11 protein-coding genes and 4 tRNA genes are annotated in these 16,102 nt (G+C 62.0%); 6 read left to right on the forward strand and 9 right to left on the reverse strand.

Annotated elements, in window-relative coordinates; translation table 11 throughout:
- Positions 1-43 precede the first annotated feature (43 nt).
- Genes OKC44_RS19920 through OKC44_RS22165 form a run of 4 tightly spaced genes read right to left on the reverse strand, consistent with a single transcriptional unit; the run spans position 44 to position 4,993 of the window.
- Positions 44-1,321 (reverse strand): sigma-54-dependent transcriptional regulator, encoded by a 1,278-nt coding sequence (locus OKC44_RS19920; protein ID WP_270814740.1) that lies wholly within the window; start codon positions 1,319-1,321, stop codon positions 44-46.
- On the reverse strand, positions 1,305-3,737 hold the full coding sequence (locus OKC44_RS19925; RefSeq protein WP_270814741.1) for an ATP-binding protein: 2,433 nt from the start codon (positions 3,735-3,737) through the stop codon (positions 1,305-1,307). The genes OKC44_RS19920 and OKC44_RS19925 overlap by 17 nt, the downstream gene beginning before the upstream one ends.
- Positions 3,734-4,648, reverse strand: coding sequence for an ABC transporter substrate-binding protein (locus tag OKC44_RS19930; protein ID WP_333563253.1), 915 nt, complete (start codon positions 4,646-4,648; stop codon positions 3,734-3,736). The genes OKC44_RS19925 and OKC44_RS19930 overlap by 4 nt, the downstream gene beginning before the upstream one ends.
- 21 nt (positions 4,649-4,669) lie before the next feature.
- The gene (locus OKC44_RS22165) at positions 4,670-4,993 is read right to left on the reverse strand and encodes a hypothetical protein (RefSeq protein ID WP_333563252.1); all 324 of its coding nucleotides are present in this window, start codon (positions 4,991-4,993) and stop codon (positions 4,670-4,672) included.
- A gap of 313 nt (positions 4,994-5,306) precedes the next feature.
- Here OKC44_RS22165 and OKC44_RS19935 point away from each other — a divergent pair, with 313 nt between their 5' ends.
- Both OKC44_RS19935 and pyk read left to right on the forward strand, forming a co-directional pair.
- Positions 5,307-6,644 carry an MFS transporter gene (locus OKC44_RS19935; RefSeq protein ID WP_024945907.1) on the forward strand — a complete coding sequence of 446 codons (1,338 nt, stop codon included), beginning with the start codon at positions 5,307-5,309 and terminating at the stop codon, positions 6,642-6,644.
- Positions 6,645-6,711: 67 nt separating this feature from the next.
- Positions 6,712-7,791: a pyruvate kinase gene (gene pyk, locus OKC44_RS19940; protein ID WP_254197078.1), complete on the forward strand. Its 1,080-nt coding sequence runs from the start codon at positions 6,712-6,714 to the stop codon at positions 7,789-7,791.
- 4 nt (positions 7,792-7,795) lie between these two features.
- Here the strand turns inward: pyk and OKC44_RS19945 are convergent, their stop codons facing one another.
- The 5 genes from OKC44_RS19945 to OKC44_RS19965 all read right to left on the reverse strand — a co-directional run bounded on the left by OKC44_RS19945 (position 7,796) and on the right by OKC44_RS19965 (position 8,947).
- On the reverse strand, positions 7,796-8,305 hold the full coding sequence (locus OKC44_RS19945) for an RICIN domain-containing protein (protein WP_139391343.1): 510 nt from the start codon (positions 8,303-8,305) through the stop codon (positions 7,796-7,798).
- A 185-nt stretch (positions 8,306-8,490) separates the two neighbouring features.
- A tRNA-Pro gene (locus OKC44_RS19950) sits at positions 8,491-8,567 on the reverse strand.
- A 71-nt stretch (positions 8,568-8,638) separates the two neighbouring features.
- Positions 8,639-8,724: transfer RNA gene (locus tag OKC44_RS19955), tRNA-Leu, on the reverse strand.
- 20 nt (positions 8,725-8,744) lie between these two features.
- Positions 8,745-8,820: transfer RNA gene (locus tag OKC44_RS19960), tRNA-His, on the reverse strand.
- A 50-nt stretch (positions 8,821-8,870) separates the two neighbouring features.
- A tRNA-Arg gene (locus OKC44_RS19965) sits at positions 8,871-8,947 on the reverse strand.
- 260 nt (positions 8,948-9,207) lie between these two features.
- On the opposite strand from OKC44_RS19965, the gene OKC44_RS19970 reads away from it, so the two are divergent.
- The 4 genes from OKC44_RS19970 (at position 9,208) to OKC44_RS19985 (ending at position 16,096) form a co-directional block, all read left to right on the forward strand.
- On the forward strand, positions 9,208-9,771 hold the full coding sequence (locus OKC44_RS19970) for a TetR/AcrR family transcriptional regulator (RefSeq protein ID WP_016348886.1): 564 nt from the start codon (positions 9,208-9,210) through the stop codon (positions 9,769-9,771).
- A 32-nt stretch (positions 9,772-9,803) separates the two neighbouring features.
- On the forward strand, positions 9,804-10,910 hold the full coding sequence (locus OKC44_RS19975; RefSeq protein ID WP_011704066.1) for an efflux RND transporter periplasmic adaptor subunit: 1,107 nt from the start codon (positions 9,804-9,806) through the stop codon (positions 10,908-10,910).
- A gap of 15 nt (positions 10,911-10,925) precedes the next feature.
- A complete protein-coding gene (locus OKC44_RS19980) occupies positions 10,926-14,006 on the forward strand; it encodes a multidrug efflux RND transporter permease subunit (RefSeq protein ID WP_011704065.1) in 3,081 nt (1,026 codons plus the stop codon).
- A 122-nt stretch (positions 14,007-14,128) separates the two neighbouring features.
- Positions 14,129-16,096 (forward strand): ATP-binding protein, encoded by a 1,968-nt coding sequence (locus OKC44_RS19985; protein ID WP_187364695.1) that lies wholly within the window; start codon positions 14,129-14,131, stop codon positions 16,094-16,096.
- Positions 16,097-16,102: the final 6 nt, after the last annotated feature.

Consider the following 16,102-nt stretch of genomic DNA (forward strand, 5'->3'; position numbering starts at 1 on the left):
CCTATGCGGATAACCGTCTGAACGACTCGACCGGCGGCCGGGCTCAGGTGGCCGGCTTAAACCGATCCTTGTCGAGCTGGTGCTTCTTCATGCGCAGATAGAGCTTCTTGCGCGGAATGCCAAGGTACTGGGCGGCATCGGTCACCCGGCCGGAAAAGAGGAACAGGGTATCCTCGATCACCCGCCGCTCGAACTCCTCCACCAGGTCGTCCAGCGGCTCCTTGCCGCTGGCCAGGGGGATGACCTGCTCCGCGCCGGCCAGCTTGACGATGCCCACCGCATAGAGCTCGGCCACGTTGCGCAGCTCGCGCAGGTTGCCGGGCCACTGATGCCGCTTGAGCGTCTCCAGATAGGCGCGATCCACCGCCGGCACCGGCCGGCCGATGCGCTTGCAGCCCTGTCGCAGAAAGGCCCGGAACAGGGGGATGATGTCACAGCTGCGCTCCACCAGCCGGGGCAGCTTGAGCCGCACCTGGGAGAGGAAATAGTAGAGCTCCGGCATCAGTTGCTGGCGCTCCACCAGCGCCTCCGGCGACTCGTCAAACAACCCTATGGTACGCAGCGACTTGCTCCCCTTGCGCTCCTGATCCAGCAGGTGGTTGCCGAGCCAGCGCTGGCAGTCGGCACTCAGGCGGGCCGGGGATTGCAGCACCAGGGTACCCTGCCCCGCCTGTGCCAGGCTGGCCTGCACTTCCGCCAGGCTGGGGGCCGAGACACAGTCGTGCAGTTGGAAGGCTTGCTCCCGGCGCGCGCTGATCCGGTGCAGCAGCCGGGCCAGGGTGTGACGACCCGAGCCGGCCGGTCCCTCCAGCAACAAGTCCTTGTCGGTCTGTGCCAGCTGGTTGAGCTGGCTGCGAAGCGCCACTATCTGCGGACTGGTGCCGATCAGCTCGTCATCCACCGTCGCCTGGATCTCGCTGCAGCGCGCCAGCACGGCGCTGCGCTGTCGGCAGGCCCGCTCCAGCAGGCCCAACAGATCCTGCGGATTGAGCGGTTTCTCCAGAAAGTCGAACGCCCCCTGCTTGACCGCCCGCACCGCCAGCGGGATATCCCCGTGGCCGGTGATCATGATGACCGGGATCTCGGCGTCCAACGCCTGCACGCTGGCCAGCAGGTCCATGCCGTTCATGGCCGGCATGTAGATGTCAGAGACCAGCACCCCTGGCCACTGATCGGCCAGCAGCGCCAGCGCCTCGTGGGGCGAAGTCGTCGCCCTGGGGTGGTAGCCGGAGAGGCGCAGCAGGTGGCAATAGGATTCCAGCACGTCCTCGTCATCGTCCACCAGCAGCACGTTGGCAGGACGGTTAGCGGGCAACAGCATCGATGGCGTTCTCCTCGTTCTGATGGGCGACCGACCCGGCAGGGTCGGCCAACGCAAATTCCATGATTACCATGGCGCCGCCGCTCAGTGCCGATCCCAGCATGATTTCGCCGCCGCAACGGGCCAGCAGGGAGCGACAGATGGTCAGCCCCAACCCCAGTCCAACCTCCTTGGAGGTGGTGAAGGGGGTAAACAACCTCGGCAGAATGGCCTCGCTGAAGCCGGCGCCGCTGTCGACCACCGCCAGCCGCAGCCGCGCCTCGCTTCGTTCCAGCAACTGCAGCCTGATCTCACGCCGCGCCAGCCCGGCCACCGCATCCAGTCCGTTCACCAGCAAGTTCACCAGCACCTGCTCCAGCAGCACGGGGTCGGTCTCAAGCCAGAGCCCGTACGGCAGTTCGTTGTGGAAGATGCAGCCATCGCGCTTCGCCCGCGTCTCCAGCAGCAGCAGTGCCTGTTCGGCCAGCACCCCCAGCTCGAGCCGGACCCTCACCTCCTCGGCCGGCGACTTGCGGGCGAAGTGGCGCAGGGCATTGATGATCCGGCTCATGCGCCGCCCCAGCTTGTCGAGCTTGCCCAGATCCTGGTCCAGCGCCTGCAGCTGACCGGCGGCGAGCGCCGTCCGGCTGGTGTAGAGGTAGGTCATCATCGCCGACAGCGGCTGGTTCAGCTCGTGGGCCAGGCTGGTCATCGCCTGCCCCACCACCGCCATCTTGGCCGCCTGGATCAGCTCATCCTGGGTCTGCAGCAGAGTGCGCTCCGCCTGCTGGCGCTGCACCACCTCCTCCGCCAGCAGCCGGTTGTTCTCGGTCAGCTCGCGGGTCCGCTCCGCCACCCGCAGGCTGAGCTCCCTGGCCGTCAGCTCCTGGCGGGTGACATCCGTGATGGTGATGATGAACCTGTACCCGCGCCCCTGCTCGAAGCGGCGCAGATTGAGGTGCAAAAAGCGGGGCGTCTCACCCAGCCCACAGGCCAGGGTGCACTCGCTGTGGCCGAACCGGTGCAGCGGCTGGCCCGCCCTGAACTGATCGGCCAGCACCGCCCCCGCCTCTGGCGGAAAGGCCTGCCACAACGGCTGACCTGGTTCGACACCGGTCTGCTGGAACAGGGTGAGCGCGCTCGGGTTGACCGACTCTATGGTGCCATCTGGATGGCAGGTGATGAGGCAGGCCTGGGTGTTGTTGATGAGATTGAGGGCATTGGCCCGCTCCATCTGCTGCAACTGCAGGCTGAAGTGGCGCAGGCTGTCGCCCAGCCGGCCGATCTCGTCCCGGCCGCAGGTGCTGACCGGCACGTCCAGCCGGCCTGCCGCCACCCTGTCCAGCTCCTGTCCCAACAGGTCGAGCCGCTTGATCAGCCGGCGGCCGATCAACACCACCAACACGAAGATGCTGAGCAACAGGGTGAGTGCCAGCACCACCAGGATCACCAGCTTGCCGGTCGCCACCAGCTGGCTGCTGTCCTCCCCCAGCGCACTGAGGGAGCGGTTGGCATCACTCACCATCAGGCTGACCCGCTGATGATAACGCGATACGGAATCGTCCAGCCGCGGTCGCAGGGCCGTCAGCTGCTGGTGGGTCAGCACATCCGCCAGCAGCAGCCGGTGCAGCGGACCGTCCGGCTTCACCAGGGTGATGATGTCCTGCAGGATCTGGCGATAGCTCACGGTCGAGGGGTACTCCGCCAGCCGCGAGGTCAGTGCGTCTATCTCGTCAATCTTGTAGCCGATGAACAGGAAGGCGCTCTCCAGATCCTGCTGATAGCGCTGGGCGATCACCTCGCCCACCAGCGACTGCAGCTCATTCTCCTTGAAGGTGAGATCCTGCAGAGCGGAGAACTCCTTGATGACGTTGCCAAATTCACTCATGTCGTCCGGGCTGGCCACCATGCTGGTCAGGTGCCACTCCACCTCCTGCAGCAGAGGGGCGGCATCGTCAACCAGATCCTGGTGCAGCCAGTTGCTGCGCTTCTGCAGCTGCTGCAGTGTTTCGGCATGTTCGATCTGCTGCTTGAGATAGCGCCCGTGATCCGCCACCAGCGCGCTCAACTCCTCGAACGCCTGGCGCTGCGAGGGAGTCTGATCCCCCGGGGTGCCCAGCAGATAGGCGCGCTGGATATCCCGCAGGGTGGTGGACACCGCGTTGGAGAGGCGCTGGTACTGCACCGGGTCCCGGGTATCGCGCAGCTGGGCCAGCAACAACAACAGGCGGGAACTGGCCCGCTCCAGCTGGTAGGCGCCGTCGATGGCGGGCAGGCTCTCCTCCACGATGAGGTGGATCTGCCGGCCCAGCCGATCCCACATCACATAGGCGGCCATGCCCATGGCACCGGTCAGGGCCGTGATGGTCACGAAGGCGAGGATGAGCCGCCGTCCCAGAGTGCGCGGCATGGCCAGCATGCGCCCCAGCCGGCTCATGGTCTGGCTGCCTGTTCGACCAGGCGCTGCGCCTCGTGCAGGCGCGCCTCGGTCGCCTGGCGCCACTGATGCATCACCCGCTCCGCCTGCGGATTGCCCTGCTCCCGGTCATAGAGGCCGTCAAACAGCGCCAGCAACGCCGGATCCTGCGCCTCCTGCTCGCTCAGCGGCGGCGTGCTCGCCTTGGCGACGGCCTGCTCCAGCAGCGCGACCCGCCAGGGCTCGCCATGGGTATTCAGACCGTTGATCCCCTGCCAGGTCATCTTCAGCCTGGGTAACTGCTGGGTGATGGTCTGCTCGAACAAGGCCTTGAGCAGACCGGCCCGCCGATAGAGCAGCGCCTTGTCGGTGACATAGCGGGTCTGCCGGGCCAGCCGGGGTTGGCTCAAGGTGGCCTTGGCCATGCCGGGGGTAGCGATGATGGCTTGGCCGCTATCGGAGAGCAGGTACTGGATGAACAGAGCCGCGCTGGCCGGCTGGGTGCTGTGGCGTGCCACCCCCAGGTAGGTCGGCAGGATCACCGAGTCGGGCATGATGTTGAAGCCGACATGATCGAAACGGGCCTGGCTGTTGAGGGCGTAGCTGTCGATCACCAGGCCGGCCCCCGCCAGACCCCGGCTGATGCCGTCGCTCACCCCGAAGCTGCGCGCCGTGATGGCCGACAGGTTGCCGCCCAGCCGCATCAGCAGGGCCCAACCCTGCTGCCAGCCATATTGCTGCAGCACGCTCTCTACCATCATGTGGGTGGTGCCGGACTGGGAGGGCGAGCTCATCATCACGTGCCCCATGAAGAGCGGGGACGCCAGCTGCTGCCAGGTGGTGGGCAGCGGCAGCTGATATTTGGCCAGATAATGGCGGTTATACATGATGCCACTGCTGGAATAACCGACCACGGCCACTTTATTGCCCAGCCCGAGAGTATGAGGAGCGAGCTATTTGGGCGGCATAGTTTCATTTGGCAAAGCGGCCAGCAAACCGGCTTTGTCCAGCGTGTTAAAAAAAGTCGGCGATGACGACATGATAATATCGACTTTCGGTGCACCGGCTTCCGTTAATAAACGCAGGGAGGGAATCGTGCGCCGATAAATAACCTCGATCCGGATCCCGGGATATTGTTCGGCAAAGCCCTCGATCACCGCCTTGACCGGCGCCTCAGAAAAGGAAGTAAGCACCGTCAGCGAGGCGGCCTGAAGGGTGCTGAATGGCAACAAAACACAGCCCATGAACAGGGCCAGCCGGCGGAAAAAGAGGTGCATGAGTATCGGTCGACTCGCGCTTTAATTCAGGATTATGTGCAGTACATCTAATATTTGGCACATGCCGTTATTTTTATTTCCACGAGGATGAGCCAGTTCTGACTCATTATGCCTCGGCATGCCGCTATTGTTATTCATCGAATATCAATAGGACAGTTCAAATATGTCATTTTTGACTCATGGTTTTCCCATGATTGAGTCAGAGTTGACCCATATCCGGCTTTTTGCCGGCTGAATTTCTCCCTTCATATGATGGCAGCCGTTATCAGAGCTCCCTCTGAAACCAAGCTGCCAAATATAAACGGAGAACCCCATGTTCAACTTTTTCAAGACGCGAGCCGACCTGCCGGTCATGGAAGCCTCGCCCGATAAAATCCGCTCCATTTACCGCAAGTACCAGTGGCAGGTCTTCCTGGGTCTGGTACTCGGTTACGCCATGTTCTATGTCGTGCGCATGAGCCTCAACGTGGTCAAGAAGCCCATGCTGGACTCCGGCGTGGTGACCCTGGAAGAGCTGGGGGTCATCGGTTCCGCCTTCCTGTTCACCTACGCCGTCGGCAAGTTCTCCAACGGTTTCCTCTCCGACTACGCCAACATAGGCCGCTTCATGTCGGTCTCGCTGGGGCTCTCGTCCATCTGCACCATCCTGATGGGCATGAACACCGCCACCTTCTTTCTGGTGCTGATGTGGGGTCTGAACGGCTGGTTCCAGTCCGTCGGGTCCGCCCCGTCCTGCGTCTCCATCTTCCAGTGGTTCTCCCCCAAGCAGCGGGGCTCGGTCTACTCCATCTGGGGCGGCTCGCGCAACATAGGGGAAGGCATCTCCTGGATCCTGACCGCCACCATCGTCAGCTACTTCGGCTGGAAGGCCGGTTTCATCGGCGCCGGCATCGCCTCCCTGATCGCCGCCCTGTGCATGTATCTGGTGCTGAAAGATCGCCCGCAGACCTACGCCCTGCCGGAGCCGGCCGTCGCCTTTGGTGAAGCACCCGAGATTGCCAAGAAGGTGGACCCGGCCGAAATCCGCCGCGCCCAGCTGTTCGTGCTCAAGCAGCCCGCCGTCTGGCTCATCGCCGCCGCCTGCGCCTGCATGTACATGTCCCGCTACGCCATGAGCTCCTGGGCCGTGCTCTACCTGCAGGAGCAGAAGGGCTACAGCCTGATCGACGCCGGCTTTGCCATGTCGGCCTATCCCATCGCCGGTTTCCTCGGCGCCATTCTGGCCGGGATCATCTCCGACAAGCTGTTCAACGCCAACCGCCACATCCCGACCCTGCTCTACGGCTTGGCCAACGTGGCCGGTATGTGCCTGATGTTCTGGGGCCCGCAGAGCCGCATGATGGATGCCGTTGCCCTCGCCCTGATCGGTTATGCCATCGGCGGGCTGGTGGTCTTCCTGGCCGGTCTGACCGCCTGCGACCTGATGCCCAAGACCGCAGTGGGCGCCGTGAAGGGCTTCATCGGCCTCTGCTCCTACATCGCCGCCTCCATCCAGGAGCTGGTTTCTGCCGCCCTGATCAAGACCAGCGAGATCGACGGCGTCACCCACTACGACTTCAGCAGCGCCCAGTACTTCTGGCTCGGTGCCTCCGTGGTCTCCATGCTGCTCGCCATGACGGTGTGGAACGCCAAGAAAGTCGTCAACCACTGATCCCCGTTCAGCACAAGGGTGGCCCGTCGGCCACCCTTGTGCATTTTCCTCGCAACAGGAGCATCCCATGCGCAAGACCAAAATCATCGCCACCCTGGGCCCGGCCAGCTCATCCGCCACTATGGTGGAGCAGCTGATCCAGGCGGGAGCCAATGTATTCAGGCTGAACTTCTCCCACGGCAGTCCGGAGCAACACCTGGCCCTGGCGGCCAAGATCCGGGCCTGCGCCGCCCGCCTCGACCGCGAGATAGGCATACTCGCCGACCTGCAGGGCCCCAAGATCCGCATCGCCAGCTTTGCCGACGGCAGCATCCGGCTGCAACCGGGCGATCCCTTCACCATCGATGCCGGCCTGGACAGCCACCTGGGCGATCAATCGCGGGTCGGTACCGACTATCCGGCGCTGGCTGGCGAACTGCAGACGGGCAACGTCGTGCTGCTGGATGACGGCCGCATCCAGCTCTGCGTGGAACAGGTGATCGGCGAGCGCATCGAGACCCGGGTACTGGTCGGCGGCACCCTGTCCAGCCGCAAGGGCATCAACGTGCTGGGCGGCGGTCTGAGCGCTCCGGCCCTGACCGACAAGGACAAGGCCGACATCCTGACGGCCCGCCTGCTCGAGGCCGACTATATCGCCGTCTCGTTTCCGCGCAGCGCCGCCGATCTCGAAGAGGCCAGAACCCTCATTCGTGCCAGCGGTAGCCGGGCGGCCATCGTGGCCAAGGTGGAACGGGCGGAGGTGGTGGCGTCAGTGGCCGCCATGGATGAGCTGATTCACGCAGCCGACCTCATCATGGTGGCGCGTGGGGATCTGGGGGTAGAGATTGGCGATGCCAGACTGCCCGGCGTGCAGAAGAGGTTGATCCGGCGCTGCCGGGCGCTCGACCGCCCGGTCATCACCGCTACCCAGATGATGGAATCCATGATTGCCAGCCCCATGCCCACCCGGGCCGAGGTCATGGATGTGGCCAATGCCGTCATGGATGGCAGCGATGCGGTGATGCTGTCGGCCGAGTCGGCAACCGGCCGCTATCCGGTGGAAGCGGTCGCCGCCATGGCCCGCATCGCGCTGGCCGCCGAACAGGAGATGGAACCGGCAGGGCATGGCCTCGCGGCCAGCCACGGGGAGCTGGCCAGGTTGGCCTGACGCCCTACCAGATGAGGTTTTTCAGGTTCAGCTTGTCGAACATGCTGCCCTTGTTCTGCCATGCGAAGCTCTGGTTGGCCCCGCCGAAGCAGTCGGCCAGCCGCAGCGGGGTGCCCGGCTTGTGACGACGGCCGGCCACATCCAGACAGCGGTCAGCCTTGCTGTTGAACAGCCGATCTTCCTGCCACTGCCATTGCCGGCTCTCATCCTGGCACTCGGCCATGGTCAGCTCGCTCACCCCTTTGGCCACCAGGCAACGCTGGTCAAGCTGCAAGGCACCGGCATCCCAGCTGAACTGCTGGCGAACAGTCTGGTCGCAAGGCTGGGTGATCAGCTGATTGTGGTCATTGAGAGCCACGCAGAATCCGGCATCGGTTACCAGCGCAGAGGTGGCAATACTCTGCATGGGGGCAGCCCCCATCAGGATCTCGTCGGGTTTGGGTTTGTATGAGCAGCCGCTGAGGGCCACGACAACCAGCGCCAGTGTACTGACGCGAAAAGAATTTGGGTGCATATGACATGTTGGCCTGAATTGTGTTCAATAACGCCCACTTGCCGTGGGTCTGCGTCCCAGCATACCCGAAGCGACAGCGAGAAAGTGCCAACAGAAATGTAAACAGACGTGACAGAAACCTGCATCAGCAGGCTGGCAGACGACAGAAAGCAAAAAACCCCGCCTGAGCGGGGTTTTTCAGAATGTGGTCGGTGATAAAGGATTCGAACCTTTGACCCTCTGGTCCCAAACCAGATGCGCTACCGGGCTGCGCTAATCACCGAGGCTTTAAAAAGCTTTCTTTTCAAAACACAAAGACGACCATGAACGGTCATCCTCGTCATACAGCAAGTATGGTGCGAAGAGAGGGACTCGAACCCTCACACCCGGGGGGCACTAACACCTGAAGCTAGCGCGTCTACCAATTCCGCCACCTTCGCATACCTGACAAGCTGTAAAATGGGGTGGCTGATGGGGCTCGAACCCACGACAACCGGAATCACAATCCGGGACTCTACCAACTGAGCTACAGCCACCACAGCTGTTTTCGTTCTTCAACTCGCCCGCTTAACCGGCGCACTTTTGATGGTGCGCCCGACAGGATTCGAACCTGTGACCTCTGCCTCCGGAGGGCAGCGCTCTATCCAGCTGAGCTACGGGCGCTACGCTGTCGAACGGGGCGCAATATTAATGATGGGGACCCACCTTGTCTACTATTTTTTTATCCCACAGAATCAACCGCTTGTTTTTCCATCGTTTCTGGCTTTTTTTAAGCGTTTTTGTTTCATTCAGGCTGGATCCAGCCCAGCTCCGCTACTTTTGGCTCCCCCCACATAGCAATCCGATGATGGGCAAAACTTGACTTGCCTCAAAGCCCCCCTAGAATGAATGAACGTTCATTCAGCCGTTGTGATCATCCCGTCATGAACAAGAAAGAACGCATTTTCGATGCGGCTCATGAAGTACTCGGCGAACAGGGTTTCCACGGTCTCTCCATTGCCGTGGTGGCCAAGAAAGCCAGGGTGGCGGCAGGCACCATCTATCGCTATTTCAGCGACAAGGATGACCTGATCCGCCAACTCTATCGGCACACCATCCTCCAGTGTCATCCCCTGGTCATGGAAGGCGTGCAGACAGAGGAGGTATCGTTCGAACAATTTCGGCGTTTGTGGCTCAACATCCACGCCATCTTTGTCGACGAACCGAACGCGCTCAAATGCAAATTGCAGTATGAAACATCCCCGCTGGGAGCAGAGCTGGAGCAGGACCCGGTCATCAAGGCTGCCTGGGCCCCGCTGGATCGCTTCTTCGAACGGGGTCTGGAACAGGGTCTGTTTATCGACCTGCCCGTCCGGGTACTGCAGGTGCTGAGCCTGGATTGCGTGGCAAATATGGCGCTGCAAAGCCAGGTGCACCAATTCGAACTGACGCAAGACCAGCTGGAAGCCGTGATCCGGGCCTGCTGGCGAGCTATTTTGACCCCTTAAACATTGCACTCATATCTCAGGAGCGAGAGTTCATGAAAAAGTGGATGAGCATCATGTTGCTCATCGCGCTGGCCCTGTTCGGCAGCGTGATTGGCTTCAACCTGTTCAAGCAAAAAATGATAGCCAACTACATGGCCAACATGCCGGAGCCCGAGTTTCCGGTCACCACCCACAAGGTGGAGACCCGCGACTGGGTGCCGACCATCGAGGCTATCGGTTTCATCGAACCCAACCAGGGGGTAACCCTGTCAACCGAGCAATCCGGCACCATCGACAGCATCTCCTTCGAGTCGGGTGATACCGTCAAGCCGGATCAGCTGCTGCTGAGCCTGGATGCCAGCGTCGAGAAGGCCAACCTGCGCGCCTCCATGGCCAAGCTGCCGGCGGCCAAGGCCAAGTTCGATCGCTATCAGAACCTGTTCACCAAGGGATCCATCTCCCGCGACCAGCTGGACGACACCGAGGCGACCTACCGCTCCCTCGAGGCCGATATCGAGAGTCTGAAATCGACCATCGCCCGCCGCGAAGTGCGCGCACCGTTTGCCGGCGTAGTCGGCCTGCGCAACGTCTTCCTCGGCCAGTACCTGCAACCGGGTACCGACATCGTCCGGCTGGAAGACACCAGCGTGATGCGCCTGCGCTTCACCGTGCCGCAGACCGATATCTCCCGCATTCGCCTGAATCAGGACATCCTGATCAACGTGGATTCCTACCCGCATCGCCAGTTCAAGGGCCACATCAGCGCCATCGAGCCGGCCGTCAACTACCAGAGCGGCCTGATCCAGGTGCAGGCGGACATCCCCAACAACGACGGCCAGCTGCGCTCCGGCATGTTTGCCCGCGCCAGCATTCTGCTGCCGGCCCAGAAGGACCAGATCGTGCTGCCGCAGACCGCCATCACCTTTACCCTGTATGGCGAGAACGTCTACCTGGTCAAGGAGAAGGATGGCGTGAAGCGCGTCGAGCAGGTGGTGGTCAAGGTCAGCGAGCGCAAGGGCAACGATGCGCACGTGGTCTCCGGCATCAAGGCGGGTGACGAAGTGGTCATGTCCGGCCAGGTACGCCTGAGCAACGGCGCCAAAGTGAAAATCGTGCAGGACCAGGGCCTGAAGGTTCCGGACCAGGTTCCCATGCTGTAAAACGCGGAGAGACAGATGCGCTTTACCGATATATTCATCAAGCGGCCCATCCTGGCCATCTCGATCAGCTTTCTGATCGCGTTGCTGGGTGTCCAGGCCGTGTTCAAGATGCAGGTGCGGGAATACCCCGAGATGACCAACACGGTCGTCACGGTCAGCACCAGCTACTATGGCGCGAGTGCCGACCTGATCCAGGGCTTCATCACCCAGCCACTGGAACAGGCCATCGCCCAGGCGGACAACATCGACTTCATGACGTCGTCCACCCAGCTCGGCAGCTCGACCATCACTGCCTACATGAAGCTCAACACCAACCCGAATGCGGCCCTGTCCGACATTCTGGCCAAGGTCAACTCGGTACGTTCCCAGTTGCCGAAGGAGTCGGAAGATCCCTCGGTAACCATGTCGACCGGCTCGACCACGGCGGTGCTCTACATCGGCTTTACCAGCCCCGAGCTCAACGCCAGCCAGATCACCGACTACCTGGAGCGGGTCATCAAGCCCCAGCTCTTCACCGTCGGCGGCGTCTCCAAGGTCGACATGTACGGTGGTACCAAGTACGCCCTGCGGGTGTGGCTGGATCCGGCCAAGATGGCGGCGTTCAACCTGACCGCCGCGGACGTGATGAGCGTGCTCAACAGCAACAACTATCAGTCCGCCACTGGTCAGGCCACCGGCTACTTCACCCTCTACAACGGCAATGCCGAGACCCAGGTCAATACCACCGAGGAGCTCGAGCGCCTGGTGGTGGCCACCCGTGACGGCAAGGTGATCCGTCTGGCAGACATCGCCAAGGTCAGCCTGGAGAAGAGCCACGATACCTATCGCGCCACCGCCAACGGCCGCGAAGCCGTGGTACTGGCCATCAACGCGGCGCCGACCGCCAACCCGATCAACATCGCCCACGACGTGCTGGAGATGCTGCCGAGTCTGAAGAGCAACATGCCGAGCACCATGGAGGCCAACGTCCTCTATGACTCGACCGTAGCCATCAACGAGTCGATCAGCGAGGTTATCAAGACCATCGCCGAGGCAGCCGCCATCGTGCTGGTGGTGATCACCCTGTTCCTTGGTTCGTTCCGGGCAGTCATCATCCCGATTATCACCATTCCCCTCAGCCTGATCGGGGTGGTGATGGTGATGCAGATGTTCGGCTTCTCCATCAACCTGATGACCCTGCTGGCCATGGTGCTGGCCATCGGTCTGGTGGTGGATGACGCCATCGTGGTGCTGGAGAACGTGGATCGCCACGTCAAGGAGGGGGAAGAACCGTTCCGGGCCGCCATCATAGGTACCCGTGAAATCGCCGTGCCGGTTATCGCCATGACGGTCACCCTGGCCGCCGTGTATGCGCCGATCGCCCTGATGGGGGGCATCACCGGCTCCCTGTTCAAGGAGTTTGCCCTCACCCTGGCTGGCGCCGTGTTCGTGTCGGGCATCATAGCGCTGACACTGTCGCCCATGATGTGCGCCAAGATGCTCAAGGCCAACGAGGAACCGGGCAAGTTCGAGAGCAAGGTGCATCACCTGCTCGACCGCATGACGGTCCGCTACGATGCCATGCTGCACGCCGTGATGCAGAAGCGCATCGTGGTGGTGCTGTTCGCCGTCATCGTCTTCGCCAGCCTGCCGATGCTGTTCAAGTTCATTCCGAGCGAACTGGCACCGAACGAAGACAAGGGCGTCATGGCCGTGCTGGGCACCGCCCCCTCCAACGTCAACCTGGACTACATCCAGGGCACCATGGAGCAGGTGAACAAGGTGCTGGACGAACAGCCGGAAGTGGCCTTCTCCCAGGTCTTCTCCGGGGTGTTCAACGCCAACCAGGCGTTCGGTATCGCCTCCATGGTGCCGTGGAGCCAGCGTGAAGCGAGCCAGAAAGAGGTGCTGGAGCGGGTTGGCAAGCTGGTCGAGAACGTGCCCGGCATGTCCATCACCACCTTCCAGTTCCCGGAATTGCCGGGTGCCTCGAGTGGCCTGCCGATCCAGTTCGTCATCACCACGCCGAACAACTTCGAGAGCCTCTATCAGGTGGCGAGCGAGATCCTGACCGCAGCCCAGGGGAGCGGACGCTTCGTCTACTCCGAGCTGGACCTGCAGTACGACTCCGCCACCATGAAGATCAAGATCGACAAGGACAAGGCGGGTGCCTACGGCATTACCATGCAGGACATCGGCATCACCCTGGGTACCATGATGTCGGACGGTTACGTCAACCGGATCGACCTGGATGGCCGCTCCTACGAGGTGATCCCGCAGGTCGAGCGCAAATACCGCCTCAACCCCGAGTCGATCAAGGGCTACTACGTGCGGGCGGCCGACGGCCAGTCCATCCCGCTCGGCAGCCTGATCAGCATCGAGGTGGTCGGCGAGCCGCGCGCCCTGCCCCACTTCAACCAGCTCAACTCGGCCACCATAGGTGCCGTGCTGATGCCGGGCACCACCATGGGCAACGCCATCGCCTGGCTGGATGCCACCGCCAGCGAGAAGCTGCCGCAGGGTTACCGTTACGACTACATGGGCGAAGCCCGCCAGTTCGTGACCGAAGGCAGCGCCCTGTACGCCACCTTCGCCCTGGCGCTGGCCATCATCTTCCTGGTGCTGGCGATCCAGTTCGAGTCGGCCCGCGACCCGCTGGTGATCATGGTCTCCGTCCCACTGGCCATCAGTGGCGCACTGATCGCGCTGGCCTGGGGTGCCGCCACCATGAACATCTACTCTCAGGTGGGTCTGATCACCCTGGTCGGCCTGATTACCAAGCACGGTATCCTGATCTGCGAGGTGGCCAAGGAGGAGCAGCTGCTGCACGGTCGCAACCGGATGGAGGCCGTGATGGCCGCCGCCAAGGTGCGTCTGCGCCCCATCCTGATGACCACGGCCGCCATGATCGCCGGTCTCATCCCGCTGCTCTATGCAACGGGGGCCGGGGCTGCCCAGCGCTTCAGCATCGGCATCGTGATCGTGGCCGGTCTGGCCATCGGCACCCTGTTCACCCTGTTCGTGCTGCCGGTGATCTACACCTACCTGGCCTCCGAGCACAAACCGCTGCCGGTGTTTGACGAATCCATTCCGCCCAAGGCGAAAGGGAGTCATTAAGAACCACCCCTAATCAACAAGGCCCCGTTTCGGGGCCTTGTTTTTATCACGCTAACGAAACACGACATAAGTGCATGAAGCAGTTAAACTAAATGGCAATATATCCAGACCGCAAGGACGCCATGTCAGGACTCTTCTCCAAGACCGCTAGGGCCGTCGGCCGTAACGGACTCTCATACCGCCTGCTCTCCTACATTCTGGTGTGCAGTACCGTATTGGCGATGATCATTACGGTGTTGCAGCTTGCCTGGGATTACCGCAAGGACGTGGCCGTGATCGAGGACAGCATCGGCCAGATCGAGGCTTCCTTCCTGCAGCCCATCGCCGCCAGTCTGTGGAACCTGGACGAAGAGCAGGTCAAGGTACAGATCGAAGGCATCATGAACCTGCCCAACATGCAGTTCGTGATGGTGAAGGAGATGCTCGGCAACTCGGAAGTGCCGCTGCTGACCCAGGGGGTGGAGCGGGAAAGCTACGACATCTCCCGCGAGTTCAACCTCACCTATCAGGGCGAGGTGGTAGGCAAGCTGTTCGTCGCCGCCTCCCTCGAGCAGATCTACCAGCGCCTCATTGAAAAATCGGTGCTGATCATGGTCAGCCAGACCATCAAGACCCTGGTGGTCTCGTTCTGCATCCTGATCATCATCTACTACCTGGTGGTGCGGCACCTCAACCGCATCGCCAACTATGCCCAGAAGTTCAATCTGGATCGGCTGGCCATCGAGCTGACCCTGGAGGGGCGCCCCCTGCCCCGCAAGAAACCCGACGAGCTCGACACCCTGGTCGCCACCCTCAACCAGATGCGAACCCGGCTCAACGACGAATTTGCGGCGCGCCATCAGGCCGCCGAGCAGCTGCAACAGGAGCGTGACTTCTCCGCCACCCTGATCAACTCGGCCAACATGGTCATCTGCTGCATGGAGCCGGACCTCAACATCGCCAGCATCAACCCGGCGGCCATTCTGCTGACCGGCTACCACCAGCAGGAGATACTGCAGCACAACTGGCTGGATCTGTTCGTCAGCAAAGCCCAGCGCGACGAGCTGGCGGCCACCCTGGCCGATCACGGCTCCATCGAGGACAAAGAGGTCATCATGCATGACCAGCAGGGCCACGAGCTGGTGCTGCAGTGGACCTTCGCCCCCTTCTACGAGGGGCCCAACCTCAAGTATCTGATCGGCTTTGGCTACGACATCACCCGCCTCAAGAAAGTGGAGCGGGAGATCATCCAGCTCAACGAACAGCTGGAGGGCAAGGTGGTGGAGCGCACCCGCAGCCTGAGCGATGCCAACGACCAACTGGGCAAGGCCTACGACGACCTGAAACAGGCCCAGCAGACCCTGGTGGAGTCGGAGAAGATGGCCTCCCTCGGTTCGCTGGTGGCCGGCGTGGCCCACGAGATCAACACCCCCATCGGCATCAGCGTGACTGCCTCTTCCTACCTGCAGGAGCGGGTGGCCGACTTCAAGCAGCACATCGACTCCAAGCAGCTTTCGCGCTCCTATCTCACCGAATTTACCGTCAACCTAGACGAGTCCATGCAGCTGCTGCAGGGCAACCTGCGCCGCGCCTCGGAGCTCATCGCCAGCTTCAAGCAGGTGGCGGTGGATCAGTCGTCCGAGGCCCGCTACAACTTCAGCCTCGCCGACAACCTGCACCAGGTGGTGGTCTCCCTCGGCCACAAGCTGAAGAAGGCCCAGTGCGAGGTGGATATCCAGTGCGATCCCAAACTGTCGATCTTCTCCTTCCCTGGCAGCTTCACCCAGATCTATTCGAACCTGATCCTCAACTCCATCAACCACGGCTTCGACAACTGGGACAAGCCCAAGAAGATCACCATCAAGGTGGAGCAGCAGGGTGAAGAGCTGCTGATCGACTACAGCGACAACGGCCGCGGCATCCCGCCCGAGATCTTGCCGCGCATCTTCGACCCCTTCGTCACCTCCAAGCGGGGCCAGGGCGGCAGCGGGCTCGGCACCCACATCATCTACAACCTGGTGGTGCAGCTGCTGCGCGGTCGCATCAACTGCGTCAGCGAGCCGGACAACGGCGCCCAGTTCCATATTCGCCTGCCGATCCAACATAACTGAGCGCTG

It is taken from the genome of Aeromonas sp. S41-2 (assembly GCF_027705845.1).
Classification (GTDB): domain Bacteria; phylum Pseudomonadota; class Gammaproteobacteria; order Enterobacterales; family Aeromonadaceae; genus Aeromonas; species Aeromonas hydrophila.